Origin of the sequence: Arthrobacter sp. 131MFCol6.1 (genome assembly GCF_000374925.1) — a bacterium.
Lineage (GTDB): Bacteria > Actinomycetota > Actinomycetes > Actinomycetales > Micrococcaceae > Arthrobacter.
The window spans coordinates 244877-260962 of sequence record NZ_KB895542.1 but is presented as its reverse complement, the minus strand read 5'-3'; the positions used below and the strand labels follow the sequence as shown (position 1 = coordinate 260962).

General features: G+C 65.6%; 12 protein-coding genes. 4 read left to right on the top strand and 8 right to left on the bottom strand.

Translation table 11 applies throughout. The annotated features are described in order from the left end of the window. Positions 1-168: 168 nt before the first annotated feature. Both C566_RS0107930 and C566_RS0107925 read right to left on the bottom strand, forming a co-directional pair. Positions 169-1809 carry a peptide ABC transporter substrate-binding protein gene (locus tag C566_RS0107930; protein ID WP_018773795.1) on the bottom strand — a complete coding sequence of 547 codons (1641 nt, stop codon included), beginning with the start codon at positions 1807-1809 and terminating at the stop codon, positions 169-171. Between the two features lie 304 nt (positions 1810-2113). After that, positions 2114-3940, bottom strand: coding sequence for an ABC transporter ATP-binding protein (locus C566_RS0107925; protein WP_018773794.1), 1827 nt, complete (start codon positions 3938-3940; stop codon positions 2114-2116). A gap of 77 nt (positions 3941-4017) precedes the next feature. Between C566_RS0107925 and C566_RS0107920 the strand changes: the two genes are divergently transcribed. Continuing rightward, positions 4018-4647 (top strand): PH domain-containing protein, encoded by a 630-nt coding sequence (locus C566_RS0107920; RefSeq protein WP_018773793.1) that lies wholly within the window; start codon positions 4018-4020, stop codon positions 4645-4647. 24 nt (positions 4648-4671) lie between these two features. On the opposite strand, the gene C566_RS21050 is transcribed toward C566_RS0107920, so the two are convergent. From C566_RS21050 to ychF, 4 genes are all read right to left on the bottom strand, one after another. Next, entirely contained in the window at positions 4672-5790 is a 1119-nt protein-coding gene (locus C566_RS21050; RefSeq protein WP_018773792.1) for an ABC transporter permease, read from the bottom strand. Positions 5791-5816: 26 nt separating this feature from the next. Further along, positions 5817-7358: an ABC transporter permease gene (locus tag C566_RS0107910; protein ID WP_018773791.1), complete on the bottom strand. Its 1542-nt coding sequence runs from the start codon at positions 7356-7358 to the stop codon at positions 5817-5819. Between the two features lie 177 nt (positions 7359-7535). Next, positions 7536-9317, bottom strand: a complete 1782-nt coding sequence (locus C566_RS0107905; protein WP_026266492.1) for an ABC transporter family substrate-binding protein — start codon at positions 9315-9317, stop codon at positions 7536-7538. 337 nt (positions 9318-9654) lie between these two features. Continuing rightward, positions 9655-10740: a redox-regulated ATPase YchF gene (ychF, locus tag C566_RS0107900; protein ID WP_026266491.1), complete on the bottom strand. Its 1086-nt coding sequence runs from the start codon at positions 10738-10740 to the stop codon at positions 9655-9657. A 199-nt stretch (positions 10741-10939) separates the two neighbouring features. Between ychF and C566_RS0107895 the strand changes: the two genes are divergently transcribed. Beyond that, positions 10940-12178 (top strand): DNA recombination protein RmuC, encoded by a 1239-nt coding sequence (locus C566_RS0107895; RefSeq protein WP_018773788.1) that lies wholly within the window; start codon positions 10940-10942, stop codon positions 12176-12178. 61 nt (positions 12179-12239) lie between these two features. On the opposite strand, the gene C566_RS0107890 is transcribed toward C566_RS0107895, so the two are convergent. Both C566_RS0107890 and C566_RS0107885 read right to left on the bottom strand, forming a co-directional pair. After that, entirely contained in the window at positions 12240-13328 is a 1089-nt protein-coding gene (locus tag C566_RS0107890; protein ID WP_018773787.1) for a 4-hydroxy-3-methylbut-2-enyl diphosphate reductase, read from the bottom strand. Between the two features lie 9 nt (positions 13329-13337). Next, positions 13338-14198 (bottom strand): hypothetical protein, encoded by an 861-nt coding sequence (locus tag C566_RS0107885; protein ID WP_018773786.1) that lies wholly within the window; start codon positions 14196-14198, stop codon positions 13338-13340. Positions 14199-14454: 256 nt separating this feature from the next. Here C566_RS0107885 and xseA point away from each other — a divergent pair, with 256 nt between their 5' ends. Both xseA and C566_RS0107875 read left to right on the top strand, forming a co-directional pair. Beyond that, positions 14455-15741, top strand: a complete 1287-nt coding sequence (gene xseA / locus C566_RS0107880) for an exodeoxyribonuclease VII large subunit (protein ID WP_018773785.1) — start codon at positions 14455-14457, stop codon at positions 15739-15741. Between the two features lie 110 nt (positions 15742-15851). After that, the gene (locus C566_RS0107875; protein ID WP_018773784.1) at positions 15852-16082 is read left to right on the top strand and encodes an exodeoxyribonuclease VII small subunit; all 231 of its coding nucleotides are present in this window, start codon (positions 15852-15854) and stop codon (positions 16080-16082) included. Positions 16083-16086: the final 4 nt, after the last annotated feature.

Sequence of the window (16086 nt, the reverse complement as noted above, 5' to 3'; positions counted from 1 at the left end):
TCATCAAAGAACCTTTTCACTATGGATGCAGGCCGGCGCCGGTTCACTCACGGCGGCAGGGCTGCGAAAAGTTCGCCCGAAAGAGCCGGGCATCAAGAGAATAAATGGAGGGGAAGCACGACGACGGCGGAGGCCCCAGTATGGGCGGCCCCCGCCGTCGTTTTGTTGTTACTTACCGGTTACGTTGTAGTACAGCGGGACGCCGTCCCAGCCGTAGTCGACGTTGGTGACCTTGTCGCTCCAGCCGCCCTGGGCAACCTGGTACCACAGGGGGATGGCCGGCAGGTCCGTCAGGAGGATCTCCTGGGCCTTGTTCATGGCCTTGTTGCCGTCGCTGACCGACGCGGCGTTCAGGCCGTCAGAGATGGCCTTGTCGAACGTCGGGTTGGCGTAGCTGGCGTCGTTGGAGCCGGCACCGGTCTTGTAGATCGGGCCGAGGAAGTTGTACAGCGACGGGTAGTCTGCCTGCCAGCCGGCACGGATGGAGCCGGTGAGGGTCTTGGCGGTGGCGTCGTTGCGGGCTTCCTTGAAGGTGGCGTACGGCTTGCCTTCAACCTTGATGCCGAGCGTGTTCTTGAGCTGGTTGACTACAGCCTCAACCCAGGCCTTGTGTCCGCCCTTGTCGGCGTTGTAGGCAATGGTGAAGGTCTTGTTCGCGTCCCACTTCTGGATCGCGTCGGCCTTGGCCCAAGCTTCCTTGGCCTTGTCGGCGTTGAAAGTCAGGTTCTCAGCTCCGGCGATCGAGTCGCTGTAGCCGTCGAGCACGGGGGCCGTGAAGTCCTTGGCAGGCTGGCGTGCGCCGTTGAAGATCACCTTGGTGATCTCTTCGCGGTTGATCGCCATGGAGATCGCCTGGCGGCGGAGCTTGCCGGCCTCGCCGCTCCATTCCGGCAGGTATTCCGGGATGGCGATGGTCTGGTTGCCGGCGTACGGCTTGTTGATGGTGCGGTCGCCGAGGTCAGACTTGAAGTTCTTCAGCGCGCTGGTCGGGATCGTCTGCAGGATGTCCAGGTTGTTGGACATCAGGTCCTGGTACGCGGAGTCGTCGTTCTGGTAGATCTTGAACGTCACGCCGGCGTTCTTGGCCTTGCGCGGGCCGCTGTAGTCCGGGTTCGGAACGAGCTGGATCTGCACGTTGTGCTGCCAGCCGCCGTCCGCGAGCTTGTACGGGCCGTTGCCGACCGGCTTCTCGCCGAAGCCCTTCGGGTCCTTCAGGGCACCGGAGGGAACCGGAACAAACGCGGTGTAGCCCAGGCGAAGCGGCCAGTCAGATTCCGGCTGCTTGAGTTCCACGGTGAACGTCTGGTCGTCAACGACCTTCAGGCCGGACATGGTCTCGACCGTGGAGCCTTCTGCGCTGGCTTCGTCGTAGCCCTTGATGCTTTCGAAGAAGCCACCGCTGAGCTGGGCGTTCTTGGCTGCGGCACCGAAGTTCCAGGAATCGACGAAGGACTTAGCCGTGATGGCCTCGCCGTTCGTGAACTTCTGGTCCTTCTTGACCTTGATGGTGAAGTGCTGGCCGTCCTTGCCCTCGATGGACTCGGCGAGTTCGTTGACCGGCTTGCCGCTGGGGTCGTAGCTGACCAGGCCCGCGAAGATCATGTCGATGACCTTGCCGCCGCCGACTTCGTTGGTGTCGGCGGGCATGAGGGGACGCTGGGGTTCGGAGCCGTCGGCGAGGATCACTTTGCTGGTGTCGCCGCCGGTACTGCCGCTACCGGTCGCGGAGCCGCTGGCACCGCATCCGGTCAGGGCGAGGGCGGCGATAGCCACCATGCCCAGTGCTTTGGAAGTGCGCGAAAAACGCATTCCGCCTCCTATGAGTTGTGGGAGTTCGTGAGGGAAAAACTTATGCTTCCCCGTAAGCAGGCACAGGGGTATCCCCTGTGACGTGGCCTACATATGGAAGTAGCCTAGCCCTAAACCGTCCAAATGTTGGAACTCTGTTGCCAAACCGTGATCCGACAATCTCATGACGATTAACGTCAAGCGGAGTGTATTTCAAGTCACACGCTACCGACTGGTAGTATTCGCCCGCCGTGTGACCTGGGTTACCCGCGGTTAACTGGAATCCGCCGGGCTTTCCCCCATTTTCCAGCCCTGCGGATAGGCCTCAGCTGGCCCCGGACAGCAGCTGCGCGCGCAGTTCGCGGCGCTCGCGCTGCTTGTCCGGATCCGGCAGCGGAACTGCCGCCAGAAGCCGCTGGGTGTAGGGTTCCTGGGGGTTGCGGAGGATCTGGTCCCGGGTCCCCTGCTCCACGATCCTGCCGCGCTGCATGACACAGATCCGGTCCGCGAGCACGTCCACCACCGCGAGGTCGTGGGTGACGAACAGGCAGGCGAAGCCCAGTTCCTTTTGCAGGTTCTGGAACAGATCGAGCACCTTGGCCTGGACGGAGACATCGAGGGCGGAGGTGGGCTCGTCGGCGACCATGAGCTTCGGCTTGAGCGAAAGGGCACGGGCGATCCCCACGCGCTGTTTCTGCCCGCCGGAGAGCTCGTGCGGGTAGCGGTTGCGGTAGTTCCGCGGCAGCTCGACCTGGTCAAGGAGCGCCTCGATCCGTTGCTGCAGTTCGGCGCCCCTCGCGGCCTTTGCCAGGAACATCGGCTCCCCGATGCTTTCCCCGATGGGCAGCCGGGGGTTAAGGGACGACGACGGATCCTGGAACACCATGCCGACATGCCGGCGCATCTCGTGGAGCTGCCGGCCGTTCCTCTTGGCAGCGGAAATGTCCTGCCCGACGACGCGCATGGTGCCTGCCGCCACCGGCAGCAGCCCGACGGCGGCCCGGCCGATGGTGGTCTTGCCGGAACCCGACTCGCCGACGAGGCCGACCACCTGTCCGGGATAGATGACCAGGTTGGCCCCTTCCACGGCACGGAAGGCCGGCACCCGGCCCTGTTTCGGGTACTCGATGGCGACATCGGTGAGCTCCAGGACCGGCTCCCCCTTCGGTTTGGCCGCCTCGGCCGCGGCCAGGGCGGCGGCGTTTTCGCGCTCGCGCCGGATCAGCTCGTCTTCCGGAATGGACAGGATCTCGACGTGGGTCGCGGCGGCGAGGGCGGCGGTGACGTCCACGTCCGCCGCGGAATCCGCGCTGCCCTGTCCCAGGTGAGGGACCGCAGCCAGCAGCGCCCGGGTGTATTCGTGCTGCGGGTTGTGGAAGATCTGGGCTGCCGTACCCGTCTCCACGATGACGCCCCTGCGCATGACCGCGATCCGGTCGGCGAGGTCGGCCACCACTCCCATGTCGTGGGTGATGAGCACAATGGCACTGTCCAGTTTGTTCCGCAGGTTGCGCATGAGGTCAAGGATTTCGGCCTGGACAGTCACATCGAGGGCCGTGGTCGGCTCGTCGGCGATGAGCAGCTTCGGGTCGCAGGAGAGCGACTGTGCGATCATGGCGCGCTGGCGCTGGCCGCCGGAAAGCTGGTGCGGGTAGGAACGGAAGGCCTTCTCCGGATCGGGCAGTTCGACAAGTTCCAGCATCCGCAGGGCCCGGAGCCTCGCTTCTTCCGGGGAAACTTCATTGTGCAGACGCACAGTTTCCACAATCTGCGACCCCACGGTGTAGACCGGGTTCAGGGCCGTCATCGGCTCCTGGAAGATTACCGCGACGTCCTTGCCGCGCACTGCGCGAATATTGTTCTCGTTGGTTCCCAGCAGCTCACGGCCGGCGAGCTTGACACTTCCTGTCACACGGCTGTTACTTGGCAGCAGGCCAAGCAGAGCCATCGAACTGGCGCTCTTTCCGGACCCGGACTCCCCCACGATGGCGAGCACTTCGCCGGCCCGGACCTCGTAGTTCAGGCCGATTGCGGCCGGGACCCATTTCTTGTCCACGCCGAAATCCACGCTGAGGTCCCGGACCTCCAGGACGGTTTCACCTTTGCCAGGCACGGGTGAGGCCGGCGGATCGAGGGTGATGAAGTCAGTCATGATGGGCTATCCTTCCGTCGGGCCGCCGGTGCACCGGGGATTAGTGCTGCGGCTCGGAATACTGAATTATTGGGGGCATGAGCTCTACGCCGCACGCCGGAAATGTTGAAGTCTTCAAAGCACGAACCAACAAATGGTTCGCGTTGCTGTCCTGGGCGGTGGCCGCGTTCGGTGTCGTGGTCACGGTCGTCATGGCCGGTCCGGGGGCGCTGGGCGGCGTCGCCCCGCTGGCCTTCATCGCTTTCATGGGCTGGCAACTGTTCTGGATGCCGTCCGTTGTAGTCCACGACGCCGGCGTCACCCTGGAGAATCCGTTCCGCTCGATTGAGGTGCCGTGGGCAGCGCTGGTGCACGTCGATACGCGCTTTGCACTGACGCTGGTCACCGCCGAGAAGAGCTACACGTCCTGGGCCGCGCCCGCCCCCGGCATCTGGGGCGGGCGCCACGCCCGCCCGGAGGACCTCCACGGCCTGCCGGCAACCACCTACGGTCCCGGCAAGTCGGTCCGTCCGGGAGATCTGAAGACCACGGACTCCGGCCAGGCTGCCATGCTGGTGCGGGCCCGGTGGCATGACCTGGTGGAAGGCGGGCAGCTCGCCGCCGGCGACGCCGCCAGCACGGCCGCAACCGTGACCGTCCGCTGGGTGGCGATTGGCGCCGTCGTACTGCTCCTGGCGGCGAGCTACCTGGCGATTACCGCCGGCTAGATCGGTCCTGCAGGGGGCCGGCACCTACTGGCCCCGTGTTCCGTCAGCAGGCCCGTCGTCGCGGGGATCCTTGGGCGCGGAAGCGTCGAGGCCGGTGCCAGCGCCCGCCTGCACGGCCGGATCCCCGTGATCCTTCGCCTTCTTGGCGTTGAACTTCTTCTGCCGCGGGTCAAACGCGTCCCGGAGTCCGTCACCGATGAAGTTGATGCTGAGGCAGATCAGCACGATGAACATGCCCGGGAACCAAAACAGCCAGGGCCGCGTGGCGAAGGCCTGCTGGTTCTGCGAGATGAGCAGGCCCAGGGACGTGTCCGGGGCCTTGACGCCGACGCCGAGGTAGCTCAGCGCCGTTTCGGTGAGGATCGCGGCGGACATGGTCAGTGTCACGTTCACGATCAGCACGCCGACGGCGTTGGGCAGGATGTGCTTGAAGATGATCCTGGCGTTGCTGGCGCCGGAAATCCGGGCCGCATCCACGAACTCGCGTTCGCGCAGGGACAGGAATTCGCCGCGCATCAGCCGGGCCAGCGCGACCCAGCTGATCAGGCCCAGGAAGATTCCGAGGGCCAGGACACCGTTGGTGCTGGCGAAGGAAGCGAACCAGCTCCCCTGGTCCCGGCGGCCGGCGAGCTGCGCCATGACGGCGGCCAGCAACAGGGCGGGAATGATGATGATGACGTCGGTCAGGCGCATCAGGATGGCCTCGGACCAGCCGCGGAAGTAGCCGGAAATGGCACCGACCACGACGCCGATCAGTCCCGCGATGAGGCCGATCACGATCATGATGGTGATGGACTGCTGCGCGCCGCGCATGGTCATGGCGAAGACGTCGCGGCCGATCCGGTCCTGGCCGAACGGATGCTCACCCCAGGCCAGCGGCCACAACGAGGAGGTGGGTGCGCCGCCGTTGACGAGCGGGGAGACTTCCTCGTGCGTGTACTTCCACCAGCCGGGGATACCCAGGTAGCCCACGGAAGTAAACGCCAGGATGAAGATGAAGGAGAACACCACGAGGCCGATAATGGCGCCGGAGTGTCCGAGGAAACGCTTTCGGACGATTTGGCCCTGGCTGAGGCCCTTGGCCTCAAGGACCGGCTCAATGCCGGCCGCGGCTGATATCCGCGAGGCTTCGTCTTCGGCCATGATTACTTCCTGCTGACTTGGCTGGCTCATGCTTTTACCCTTACGCGCGGATCCAGTGCGGAGTAGGCGAGGTCCGCGATGAGGTTGAAGACCATGGCCGTGATGGCGACGCAGATGAAGACGCCCATGACCGGGTTGGGATCGACGTGCGCGATCCCGTCCAGGAAGAGGAAGCCCATGCCGCGGACCGAGAAGACGGTTTCGGTGATGACGGCACCTCCGATCAATGCCCCAATGTCGAAGGCCACGATCGTGGCGATCGGGATCAGGGCGTTGCGGAAGGCGTGGCGCATGATGACGGTCCGCTCGCTCAGACCCTTGGCCCGGGCCGTGCGGATGTAGTCCATGTTCATGATTTCGAGCATCGAGGCCCGGGTGAAGCGTGTGTAACTGGCCAGGGAAATGAGGATCAGGGCCAGGGTGGGCAGGATCAGGTGGGTGAAGGAGTCAAGGCCGAGAACCCAGAAGTCGCCCTCAATGTTCGGCGTGCTGGCACCGATGGTGGCGATCGGCCGGCCCCGCACACGGCTGTTATTGAAGTACGTGGGCCATGCTTGCATGTACCGGTCCAGCAGGATCAGGACACCGACGAGGAACGAGGTGATGCCCGCGGCCCGCATGGACTGCCCGCGGTCGTAGCCGCCCACCAGGTAGCCGATCCCGGCGCCAATCAGGACGAAGGCGACCGACAGCACCACGATCATCAGGAAGGTGGCCTCGTTGAGCAGCGGCTGGAGGAGGAAGTACAGCACGACGCCTACGCCGACGGCGATGAGGGCCGACTGCAGGGCCTTGCGGTTTTTCAGCCCGGCGGAGAGCAGGGTCACGGCGAAGGCGATGCCGACGCCGGCGATGGCGATGAGCACCGGACCCAGGCCCGGGGTCTTGAACCACTCGGTGGCGGAGAAGTAAATGAGCACCGCGGCGACGAAGGCGAAGACCACGGCGCCGGCGAGCAGCCGGCGCCGCATGGGCCCGCCCAACGCGACGGCTGTCACTGCGCCGACGACGACGCCGATCCCGAGCGCCACGGGCAGCGGCACCTCGGGGTTCCGCAGGAAGTTGTTGAAGCCGATGGCGCCGAACTCCTTGAGCAGGACGGCCACCCAGAAGATCGGCAGCGAGAAGAACAGGAACGCCATGAACGTCACGCCGTAGTCCAGGGTGCTGTACTGCCGCAGGGCAGTAATGATGCCCAGGGTGATCCCGATCAGGATGGCGAGCACCGTTGCCGCGGTGACGAGCGTCAGGGTCTGGACCAGCGCGTTGCCCAGGGCATCCGTGATGGGCTGGCCGGCGATGTTCTTCCCGAGGTCACAGGAGTTGGCGAACGGAACGAGGCACTGGACAGCGCCGCCGAACCATTTGAAGTACCGCAGCGGGGCCGGAGTGTCCAGCTGCAGGAGCTCGGTCCTCGCGTCCATGAGCTGCTGCTTCTGCGGCGTGGGGTTGGCGCGGAATTCCTCGAGGGGATCCCCGGACGCCGCTGTCAGGAGATACACGAAGTAGGACGCGCCGAGAAGGATGAGGGCGGCAGTGACGAGCCGCCGGAAGATGTAGGTCACCATTGAAATAGAACCTCGGAATTCGGGTCCAGGGATTGCCCGGACCGGTCGCGGAGTTTGGCCGGTTCCCGCCGATGTGGCGGCGGGCCACGGCATCGCCAGGATATCGCCAGAAAGGCGCCGGGACCGAAGAAGCTGTGGTCCCGACGCCTTTCCAGCAGTGTTACTTGGGGTCGCGGGCTACTTCTGAGCCCATTCCCAGAAGTTCCACCAAACGCCGGTCTGGTTCGGCATGTACTTCACACCGGTGATGCGGTCGCTGTACGCGTCCACGCCAACCGACTGGAACAGCGGCAGGCCGTAGGCCGAATCCCAGATCATCTTGTCGATCTGCGCAACGAGGCCGTCCTGCTTGCTCTTGTCGGTGGTGACAATCAGTTCGTCCATCAGCTTGTCGGCTGCAGGGTCGCTGAACTGGTTGAAGTTGGAGTCGTTGCCGGACTTGAAGATCTGCGGAACGCCGGACACGCCGACCCCCGAGTTGCTCCAGCCAAAGATGGTGGCATCGTAGCTGCCGTCACCGAGGGCCTTGCCCCAGTCAGACTTGCCGAGGCCGCCGTCGACGATCTTGAATCCGGCCTTGGTGGCGGACTCGCTGATCAGGGAGAAAGCGTCAACACGGTTGGGGTTGTCCTTGTTGTACATGATGCGAACTTCGGGGGTGGCGCCGTTGAGGAGCTTCTTGGCACCCTCGATGTCCACACCCTGGTAGGCGGAGGAACCATTGTTCTTGGCCGACTCGGCGTACGGGGCCTGGTCCGGAACGAAGAGCTGGGAGTCAAGCGGTGCAGCCTTCGGATCCAGCTTCTTGACGATCTTGTCGACGATGTCCGCACGCGGGACGGCCTTCATGAACGCCTCGCGGACGTTCTTGTCGGCAAACGGGCCCGAGTAGTTCAGGTCGATGTGGTCGTACGCGAGCTGGTTGCCGACGTCGACCGTCACGCCCTGGCTTTCGAGTGCCTTGAGCTGCTCCACGGTGTCCGCGGATGCCTGCGGGGCGATGATGTCGGCCTCGCCGTTCTTGAGCGCCTGGACCTGGGCGGGTGCCTCACCGATGTAGCGGACGGTGATTTCGTCCAGATTGGCTTCCGGTCCCCAGTTGTAGTCCTTGTTCTTGACCATGGTCAGGGACTGGTCCTGGTTGATGCTCTTGACGAGGAACGGGCCGTTGGAGAGGTACAGGCTCGGATCAGCCGGCAGGGTCTTGGTGTCAAAGCCGGTGTTCCACAGGTCCGCCATAGCCTTGAGCTGCGCGTTCGCCGGCTTGGGGGCCTTGGAATCGCCGCGGGGCATGCCCTTCAGCAGGTCAATGAACGCCTTGGTGTCCGCCAGGCCTGCCTTCTTTGCCAGGACGTGGGCGGGGATGTCGATGCCGGGGCCGCCGATGGCGATTTCCCAGTCCGCGAAGGGCTTGGAGTACTTCAGCGTCATGCTGCGGCCGTCGTCACCGAGTTCCGGGAAGTCGGTGAGCGCGATACCGGTGGGGTCGCCGGCGTAGGAGAAGTAGGACGTTCCAGTCTTACCTTCCGCATCGGCGTCGTTGTAGTAACCCGAGAAGGCGGCCCACTGCAGGACCAGGTCGGCCGCGGTGACGGGAGTGCCGTCGGACCACTTCACGCCGTCGTTGATGGTGTACTTCACCGTCAGCGGATCGTCAGAGACCTTTTCCATCTTGCCGAACTTCTCATTGCGGACAACGTTGAGCTTGTTGTCGATGTAGAAGAAGCCCGAGTGCGTGGCGTAGCTGACCTTTGAGTTGATGTCAGTGTTTCCATCGGCCGTATTCGGGTTGAACGTATTAAACGCGTTGACCTCTACTACGGTTGCCGATCCGCCTTGCTTGCTTGCTGCCGCCGCAGTCGTCGGGGTTGTCCCGCCGCTGTTGCCCGCGCAGGCGCTGAGGGCGATGGCAGCTGCTGCCGCCACGCCCACTGCTTTGGAAATACGACCCAAGCGCATTCCGCCTCCTTGTTTCTGTGGTGTGGGTGAGACCGGCGCCGAAGGCGCCAGACAGACGTCCACACTCCCCCAGCGGCAGTGTGGCCCGTCTCACATGGCATGAAGCGTAACCCCAAAGAGCGTTCGGAGCCACCAAAGTTGACTCACCGTAAAGTTCGTTATGGAGCTGCAACATTGGACGGGTTCCGCAGGGCGAGCTTTCCCACAAAACGTTGACGGCGGCGTAACAAAAAGATAAAAGCGCCGCACACAGGAAAAGCCCCGATCCGAGAATCGGGGCTCCTCCAGTTAATCCTTAATTACTTGGCAGAATTACCGCGCTGGCGGGCGGCGGATTTTAAACGTTGAAGCGGAATTCGACCACGTCGCCGTCGGCCATGATGTATTCCTTGCCTTCGATCCGGACCTTGCCGCGGGCCTTCGCCTCGGCCATGGAACCGGCCTCGATCAGGTCATCGAAGGAGACGACCTCGGCCTTGATGAAGCCGCGCTGGAAGTCGGAGTGGATCACGCCGGCCGCCTGCGGGGCAGTGTCGCCCTGGCGGATGGTCCACGCGCGGGTTTCCTTGGGGCCGGCCGTCAGGTAGGTCTGCAGTCCCAGGGTGTGGAAGCCGACGCGGGCCAGCTGGTCCAGCCCGGATTCATCCTGGCCGTTCATTTCCAGCATCTCGCGGGCTTCTGCCTCGTCAAGCTCCACCAGGTCGGACTCGAGCTTGGCGTCCAGGAAGATGGCGTCGGCCGGGGCCACGAGGGCCCGCAGTTCCACCTGCTTCTCCGGGCTGCCGAGGATTCCCTCGTCGGAGTTGAAGACATAGATGAAGGGCTTGGCCGTGAGCAGGCCGAGTTCCTTGAGGTGCTCCATCTCCAGCTTGTCGCTCTTGATGGACGAGAAGATGGTGTCGCCGCGTTCCAGTACTGCCTGCGCCGCCAGGATGGCTGCCAGCTCGGCGGCCTCCCGCTTCTTGATCTTGACTTCTTTTTCGATCCGCGGGATGGCCTTTTCGATGGTCTGCAGATCGGCCAGGATCAGCTCGGTGTTGATCGTCTCCATGTCGGAGCTGGGATCGACCTTGCCGTCGACGTGGATGACGTCCGGGTCATCGAACACGCGGACAACCTGCGCGATGGCCTCGGCCTCGCGGATGTTGGCGAGGAACTGGTTGCCGAGGCCCTCGCCCTCGGAGGCGCCCTTGACGATGCCGGCGATGTCCACGAAGGACACGGCGGCGGGCAACAGGCGCGCGGAGCCGAAGATGCCGGCCAGCTTTTCAAGCCGGGCATCCGGCAGGTTCACGACGCCGATGTTGGGCTCGATCGTGGCGAACGGATAGTTCGCCGCGAGGACCTGGTTTCGGGTCAGTGCGTTGAAAAGGGTTGATTTGCCGACGTTGGGCAGTCCGACGATGCCAATAGTAAGAGCCACGAGCATATATTCTACCCGCACCAGCCGCCGGCCGTTGCTGCGGCTGGCGCGTGCGCCTGTGGGGCGGCCGGGTGCCCGCCGGGTGTTGCGGGACGGTGTGGGTTGTTCCCGGGTGTCGCCGGGGTGTTGTAGCGGGTGAGTCCCGGGTGTTCCGGGCGTCGGAGCCAAAACTGTCACAGGGGCATGCCACAGTGAAGGCATGGAAGCTTTTTCACTGATTCTCGCCCTGCTCATGCTGCTCACGGGCGCCGTAACGGGCGCCGCCGTCGTCTATGTCCTGCTGCGCCGGCGCTACGTGGCCGTCGAACAGGACTTCGACGCCGTGTCAGCCCGGCTGTCCGACGTCAGCGCCCAGTTCGCCGCCGCCGACGCCGAGAGGCGCCTGCTCGCGGCCCAGAACCGCGAGCTCGGCGAGTCCCGGAACCACGACGGCAGTGTGCTCCGTGCGCTGGCGCCCGTGGCGGAAAAGCTCACCGCCGTGCAGCAGCAGGTGTCCCTGCTCGAACGCGACCGGCTGGAGCAGTACGGCCAGCTGGCCCAGCAGCTTCAGGAGGCCCGCCTGTCCGATGAGCAGCTGCTGCGGTCCACGCATGCGCTGGAGTCTGCCCTGCGCTCCAACAGCGCCCGCGGCCAGTGGGGCGAGGTCCAGCTGCGCCGGGTGGTCGAGGCGGCAGGCATGCTGCGGCACGTGGACTTCCACGAACAGGTCCATAGCGGGCAGGCCCACAGCTCCGGCTCGGACGGCACCCTCCGGCCCGACCTCGTGGTGCAGCTGCCCGGCGACAAGCAGCTGGTAGTCGACGCAAAGGTCCCGCTGGCGTCGTATCTCGCCGCCCAGGACCTCGGCGCCGCCCAGGCCGGCCAGCAGTCCTCGCAGCTGCCCGGCAGCCAGCAGGCGCACCTGGCCGCCCACGCCAAGGCCCTGAAGGCCCACGTGGACGCGCTGGGCAGCAAGAAGTACTGGGACATCCCCGGCAACTCTCCGGAGCTGGTGGTCTGCTTCCTGCCGGCGGAGTCGATCCTTGCCGCCGCCCTCACGGCCGACCCGGCCCTGCTGGACTACGCACTGGCCAAGAATGTGGTCCTGGCCTCCCCCGGGACCTTGCTGGCCGTGCTGAAGTCGGTGGCGTTCACGTGGCGGCAGGACGTGTTGACGGACAGTGCCCGGGAACTCTTTGAGCTCGCCCGGCAGCTCTACGACCGGATGGGCACGCTCGGCGAAAACGTCACCAAGCTGGGGTCCTCGCTGAAGACCTCCGTGGAGCGGTACAACTCCATGGTCGGGACCCTTGAGGCCCGGGTCCTGCCCACCGCGAGGAAGCTGAACGCCCTGGAAGCCGCCGGACTGGCCACTCCCCCCGCCGTCGAAGTCACGCCACGGGCAGTCGCGGCCCCGGAACTTCAGCCCCGTGACGAGTCAGAAGAGTCCGCGGCCTAGGCGTACTGCGCGCTTAGGTCTCAGCGCCTCGGCCTGTCCGGGGCCCAGGACCGTCCAGTACCTAGGACTGTTCGGGGCGGGTGCCGCGGCCGCCGAGGGCGCGGGTGACGTCGCCGGCCTGCTTCAGGGTGGCCCGGAGCTCCTTCGGCAGGGAGAACAGGAGGTCTTCCTCGGCTGTGACGACTTCCTCGACTGATCCGTAGCCGTAATCGGCGAGGAGCCGCAGCACGTCCTTGACGAGGACTTCCGGGACAGAAGCCCCCGACGTCACGCCCACCGTGGCGACGCCCTCGAACCACGTCTCGTCAACCTCGTTGGCGAAGTCGACCCGGTAGGAGGCCTTGGCGCCGTATTCCAGTGCCACCTCCACGAGGCGGACGGAGTTTGAGGAGTTGGCGGAGCCCACCACGATCACCAGGTCCGCCTGGGGCGAGATCTTCTTGATGGCCACCTGGCGGTTGGTGGTGGCGTAGCAGATGTCGTCGCTGGGCGGGTCCTGCAGGGTGGGGAACCGCTCCTTGAGCAGGCGCACCGTCTCCATGGTCTCGTCCACGCTGAGGGTGGTCTGCGAGAGCCAGATGACCTTTTCCGGGTCGCGGACCGTGACCTTGTCGACCTCGTGCGGGCCGTTGATGATCTGGATGTGCTCGGGAGCCTCCCCAGCGGTGCCTTCGACTTCCTCATGGCCGTCGTGGCCGATCAGCAGGATATCGAAGTCATCCTTGGCGAACCGGACGGCTTCGCGGTGCACCTTGGTGACCAGCGGACAGGTCGCGTCAATGGTGCGCAGGCCGCGGTCCTCGGCGGACTGGACGACGGCGGGCGAGACTCCGTGCGCGGAAAAAATCACGAGGGCGCCTTCCGGGACCTCGTCGGTTTCATCGACGAAGATGGCGCCCTTCTCCTCGAGGGAGCTGACCACGTGCACGTTGTGCACGATCTGCTTGCGCACATAGACCGGCGGCCCATAGTGTTCCAGGGCTTTTTCCACCGCGATGACCGCACGGTCCACGCCGGCGCAGTAGCCGCGCGGGGCTGCCAGGAGAACCTTCTTGGGACCGGCGACCGGGGCCGCCGCCAGGACGTCTTCCGGTGAACGCCGCCGGCGCGGAACGGAGGGCATCGGAACGGAAACAGCGGTGGTGGTCATGCTCCCATGCTACCGGTGTTCGATCCTGCCCCGATTGCGGCCACCGGCTGCCCGGACAGCCACTCCCGTGCCCAGCAGTACTGCTCCCGCAACTGCCGCAGCGACGATCCACTGGCCGAAACTGGCAGAGCACGCCGCGACGAACTCGTTCTTGAACAGCTCCGCCACATCGTTGCCGCTTGAGGTCCCGGCGACGGCGGCGCCGGCGGCATCGCTGGCCAGCTTCCATACCCCCGCGAGCACCAGCGCTCCAACGCCCATTCCGACCAGCACGGTCCACCGGCGTCGGGCCGCAACGAACGCCAGCATGAACGCGATGGCCGCGCCGACCGCAACGGCGTAGCCCATCGGGGCATAGACGGTGACGCGTTCGATCATTTGCCGCTGGTCGGACTGCCCGATATGGACCAGCACCTGGCCGGGCGCCTCCAGCGGAAGGGTGGTCGCTTCAGTGACCTGTTTGGCCACCAGCCCGGCCAGCGGAGCGACATCAAGGGTGAGCGAGGAGGTGCCGTCAACCTCCGGCGGCAGCGTGCTGGGGTCCGCGAACGTGAGGCGGTGGCTCTTACGCAGGGTTTCAGCCCATGCCTCGGGGTAGCCGGGCAGTCCCGTCAGCGATCGCGCCGCGCTGTCCAGGACCGGCCGCGCCAGCTCCGTGAAGGCTTCGGGAATGCCGGCACTGGCGGCCAGGCCGTCGACGGCGGCCGCGGCCAGCCGTTGCTGGAACGCCGGATCCTTGCCCAGCGGTGCGGTCAGGGCAACGAAGCCGTCTTCCTGGACGATGTTCTGGTCCACCCACATGGCTGGAACGGCGACGGCTGTCATCAGGAGCCCGATAAGGACGGCGACGGCAGAGACAAAAGTGCGCAAGGGATTCCTAGAAGGTTGATGGCATCCCTCCCATCCTAGGGCGGTGCCGGGCGCGGCCATAAAGTCGGGCCCCGGTGGTAGAGCTATGGATAGAGTTGAACGAGACAACTTCCGGCTGCCGGCCGGCCCACCCGCCCGGGACCGGGCCGCCGGCCGTCCCGGTGGTAAAGGACATGCAGTAACGGCACGCAGCAAAGGACACGCACGCATATGCACAAGGCACTCCACCAGGCATTCCCGGCCATGGAGCCCACGCATGCCTGAGGATGCGGCGGCGGCCACCACGCTACCGGCCACCGCGGCTCAAACCAGTCCGGACAATCCCTGGCCGCTGCAGTTGCTGTCCCAGAAGCTCAAGATGCATATCGACCGCGCGCCCTCGGCATGGGTTGAGGGGCAAGTGATCGAGCTCAACCGGCGTGGCAGCAACGCCTACCTGACGCTCCGGGACATCAACGCCGAAATCTCGCTGCCGGCATCGGTCTGGACCACAGTGCTGGACCGACAGGCCGCCCCGCTGGAACGCGGCTCCCGGGTTGTGGCCCTGATCAAGGCCGAATTTTGGCTCAAGACGGGCCGGCTGAACATGTCCGTGAAGGACATCCGGCCCGTGGGCCTCGGCGATCTCCTGGCCAGGATCGAGCGGCTGCGCCAGGCCCTCGCTGCCGAAGGCCTCTTTGCCGATTCCCGCAAGAAGCGGCTCCCCTTGCTCCCGCACCGGATCGGCCTGATCACCGGCCGCGACTCTGATGCCAAGAAGGATGTGCTGCGCAATGCCGCCCTGCGCTGGCCGGCCGTCGAATTCGAGATCCGCGAAGTAGCGGTCCAGGGGAACACCGCCGTGGCCCAGATGATCGCGGCGCTGCGGGAGCTCGACGCCCACCCGGTGGTCGATGTCATCGTCATCGCCCGCGGCGGAGGCGCCCTCGAGGACCTGTTGCCGTTCAGCAGCGAGGAGCTCATCCGGGCCGTCGCGGACGCGTCCACCCCCGTGGTGAGCGCGATCGGGCACGAAGCGGACCGGCCCATCCTCGATGACGTAGCCGACCTCAGGGCATCAACGCCCACCGACGCCGCGAAGCGGATTGTTCCCGACGTCGCCGAAGAGCTTGTCAGGGTCCGGCAGGCACGGGATCAGCTCCGCCGCGGGGTCACCCGGCTCGTGGAACGCGAGGGCGACCGGCTGGCGTCCCTGCGTTCCCGCCCCGTGCTGCTCTCCCCCGAGGTCATGATCAGCCAGCGCCACGAGGACGTCGAACGGCTCAAGGTCCGCTCGCATTCGGCGATCAGCGCCGCCGTCGTGCGGGCAGCGGACCAACTGGTCCACCTCAAGGCGCAGGTGCGCGCACTCTCGCCGCAAAAGACGCTGGATCGCGGCTACGCGGTGGTCCAGCTCGCCGGCGCCGGAACCGGCCCCGCGACGCACCGGGATGTGGTGCGGCACCCCTCGCAGGCGCCCGCCGGCACGGACCTCACGGTTCGAGTGGCCGGCGGCCGGTTCACCGCCCAATCCACCGGCGGCCAGGAACCGGCCGAGGAATAACCCCCGCATTCGAACACGGCCACACGTCCGCGCCACCGAACAGCGCCACCGAACAGCGCCACCGGACAGCAGCACCGCGGCAGAGACCGCGACAACCAAGGAGCACCCACATGGCAGCAGAACCCAACCCGAACGCCGACATCGAGGCCCTCAGCTACGAGGACGCCCGCGAGCAGCTGGTCGCCGTCGTGGGCAAGCTGGAGGCAGGCGGCGCCAGCCTGGAGGAATCCCTCGCGCTGTGGGAGCGCGGCGAGGCCCTCGCCAAGCGCTGCGAACAATGGCTGGAAGGCGCCCGCAAACGGCTCGCCGCAGCCCGGGACCAGGCTGCGGACAAGAACTAGGCGC

Bases quoted from the DNA above. Each gene is read 5' to 3' on its own strand.
- C566_RS0107930 (WP_018773795.1), bottom strand. From the start codon at position 1,809: ATGCGTTTTTCGCGCACTTCCAAAGCACTGGGCATGGTGGCTATCGCC.
- C566_RS0107925 (WP_018773794.1), bottom strand. From the start codon at position 3,940: ATGACTGACTTCATCACCCTCGATCCGCCGGCCTCACCCGTGCCTGGC.
- C566_RS0107920 (WP_018773793.1), top strand. From the start codon at position 4,018: ATGAGCTCTACGCCGCACGCCGGAAATGTTGAAGTCTTCAAAGCACGA.
- C566_RS21050 (WP_018773792.1), bottom strand. From the start codon at position 5,790: ATGGCCGAAGACGAAGCCTCGCGGATATCAGCCGCGGCCGGCATTGAG.
- C566_RS0107910 (WP_018773791.1), bottom strand. From the start codon at position 7,358: ATGGTGACCTACATCTTCCGGCGGCTCGTCACTGCCGCCCTCATCCTT.
- C566_RS0107905 (WP_026266492.1), bottom strand. From the start codon at position 9,317: ATGCGCTTGGGTCGTATTTCCAAAGCAGTGGGCGTGGCGGCAGCAGCT.
- C566_RS0107895 (WP_018773788.1), top strand. From the start codon at position 10,940: ATGGAAGCTTTTTCACTGATTCTCGCCCTGCTCATGCTGCTCACGGGC.
- C566_RS0107890 (WP_018773787.1), bottom strand. From the start codon at position 13,328: ATGACCACCACCGCTGTTTCCGTTCCGATGCCCTCCGTTCCGCGCCGG.
- xseA (WP_018773785.1), top strand. From the start codon at position 14,455: ATGCCTGAGGATGCGGCGGCGGCCACCACGCTACCGGCCACCGCGGCT.
- C566_RS0107875 (WP_018773784.1), top strand. From the start codon at position 15,852: ATGGCAGCAGAACCCAACCCGAACGCCGACATCGAGGCCCTCAGCTAC.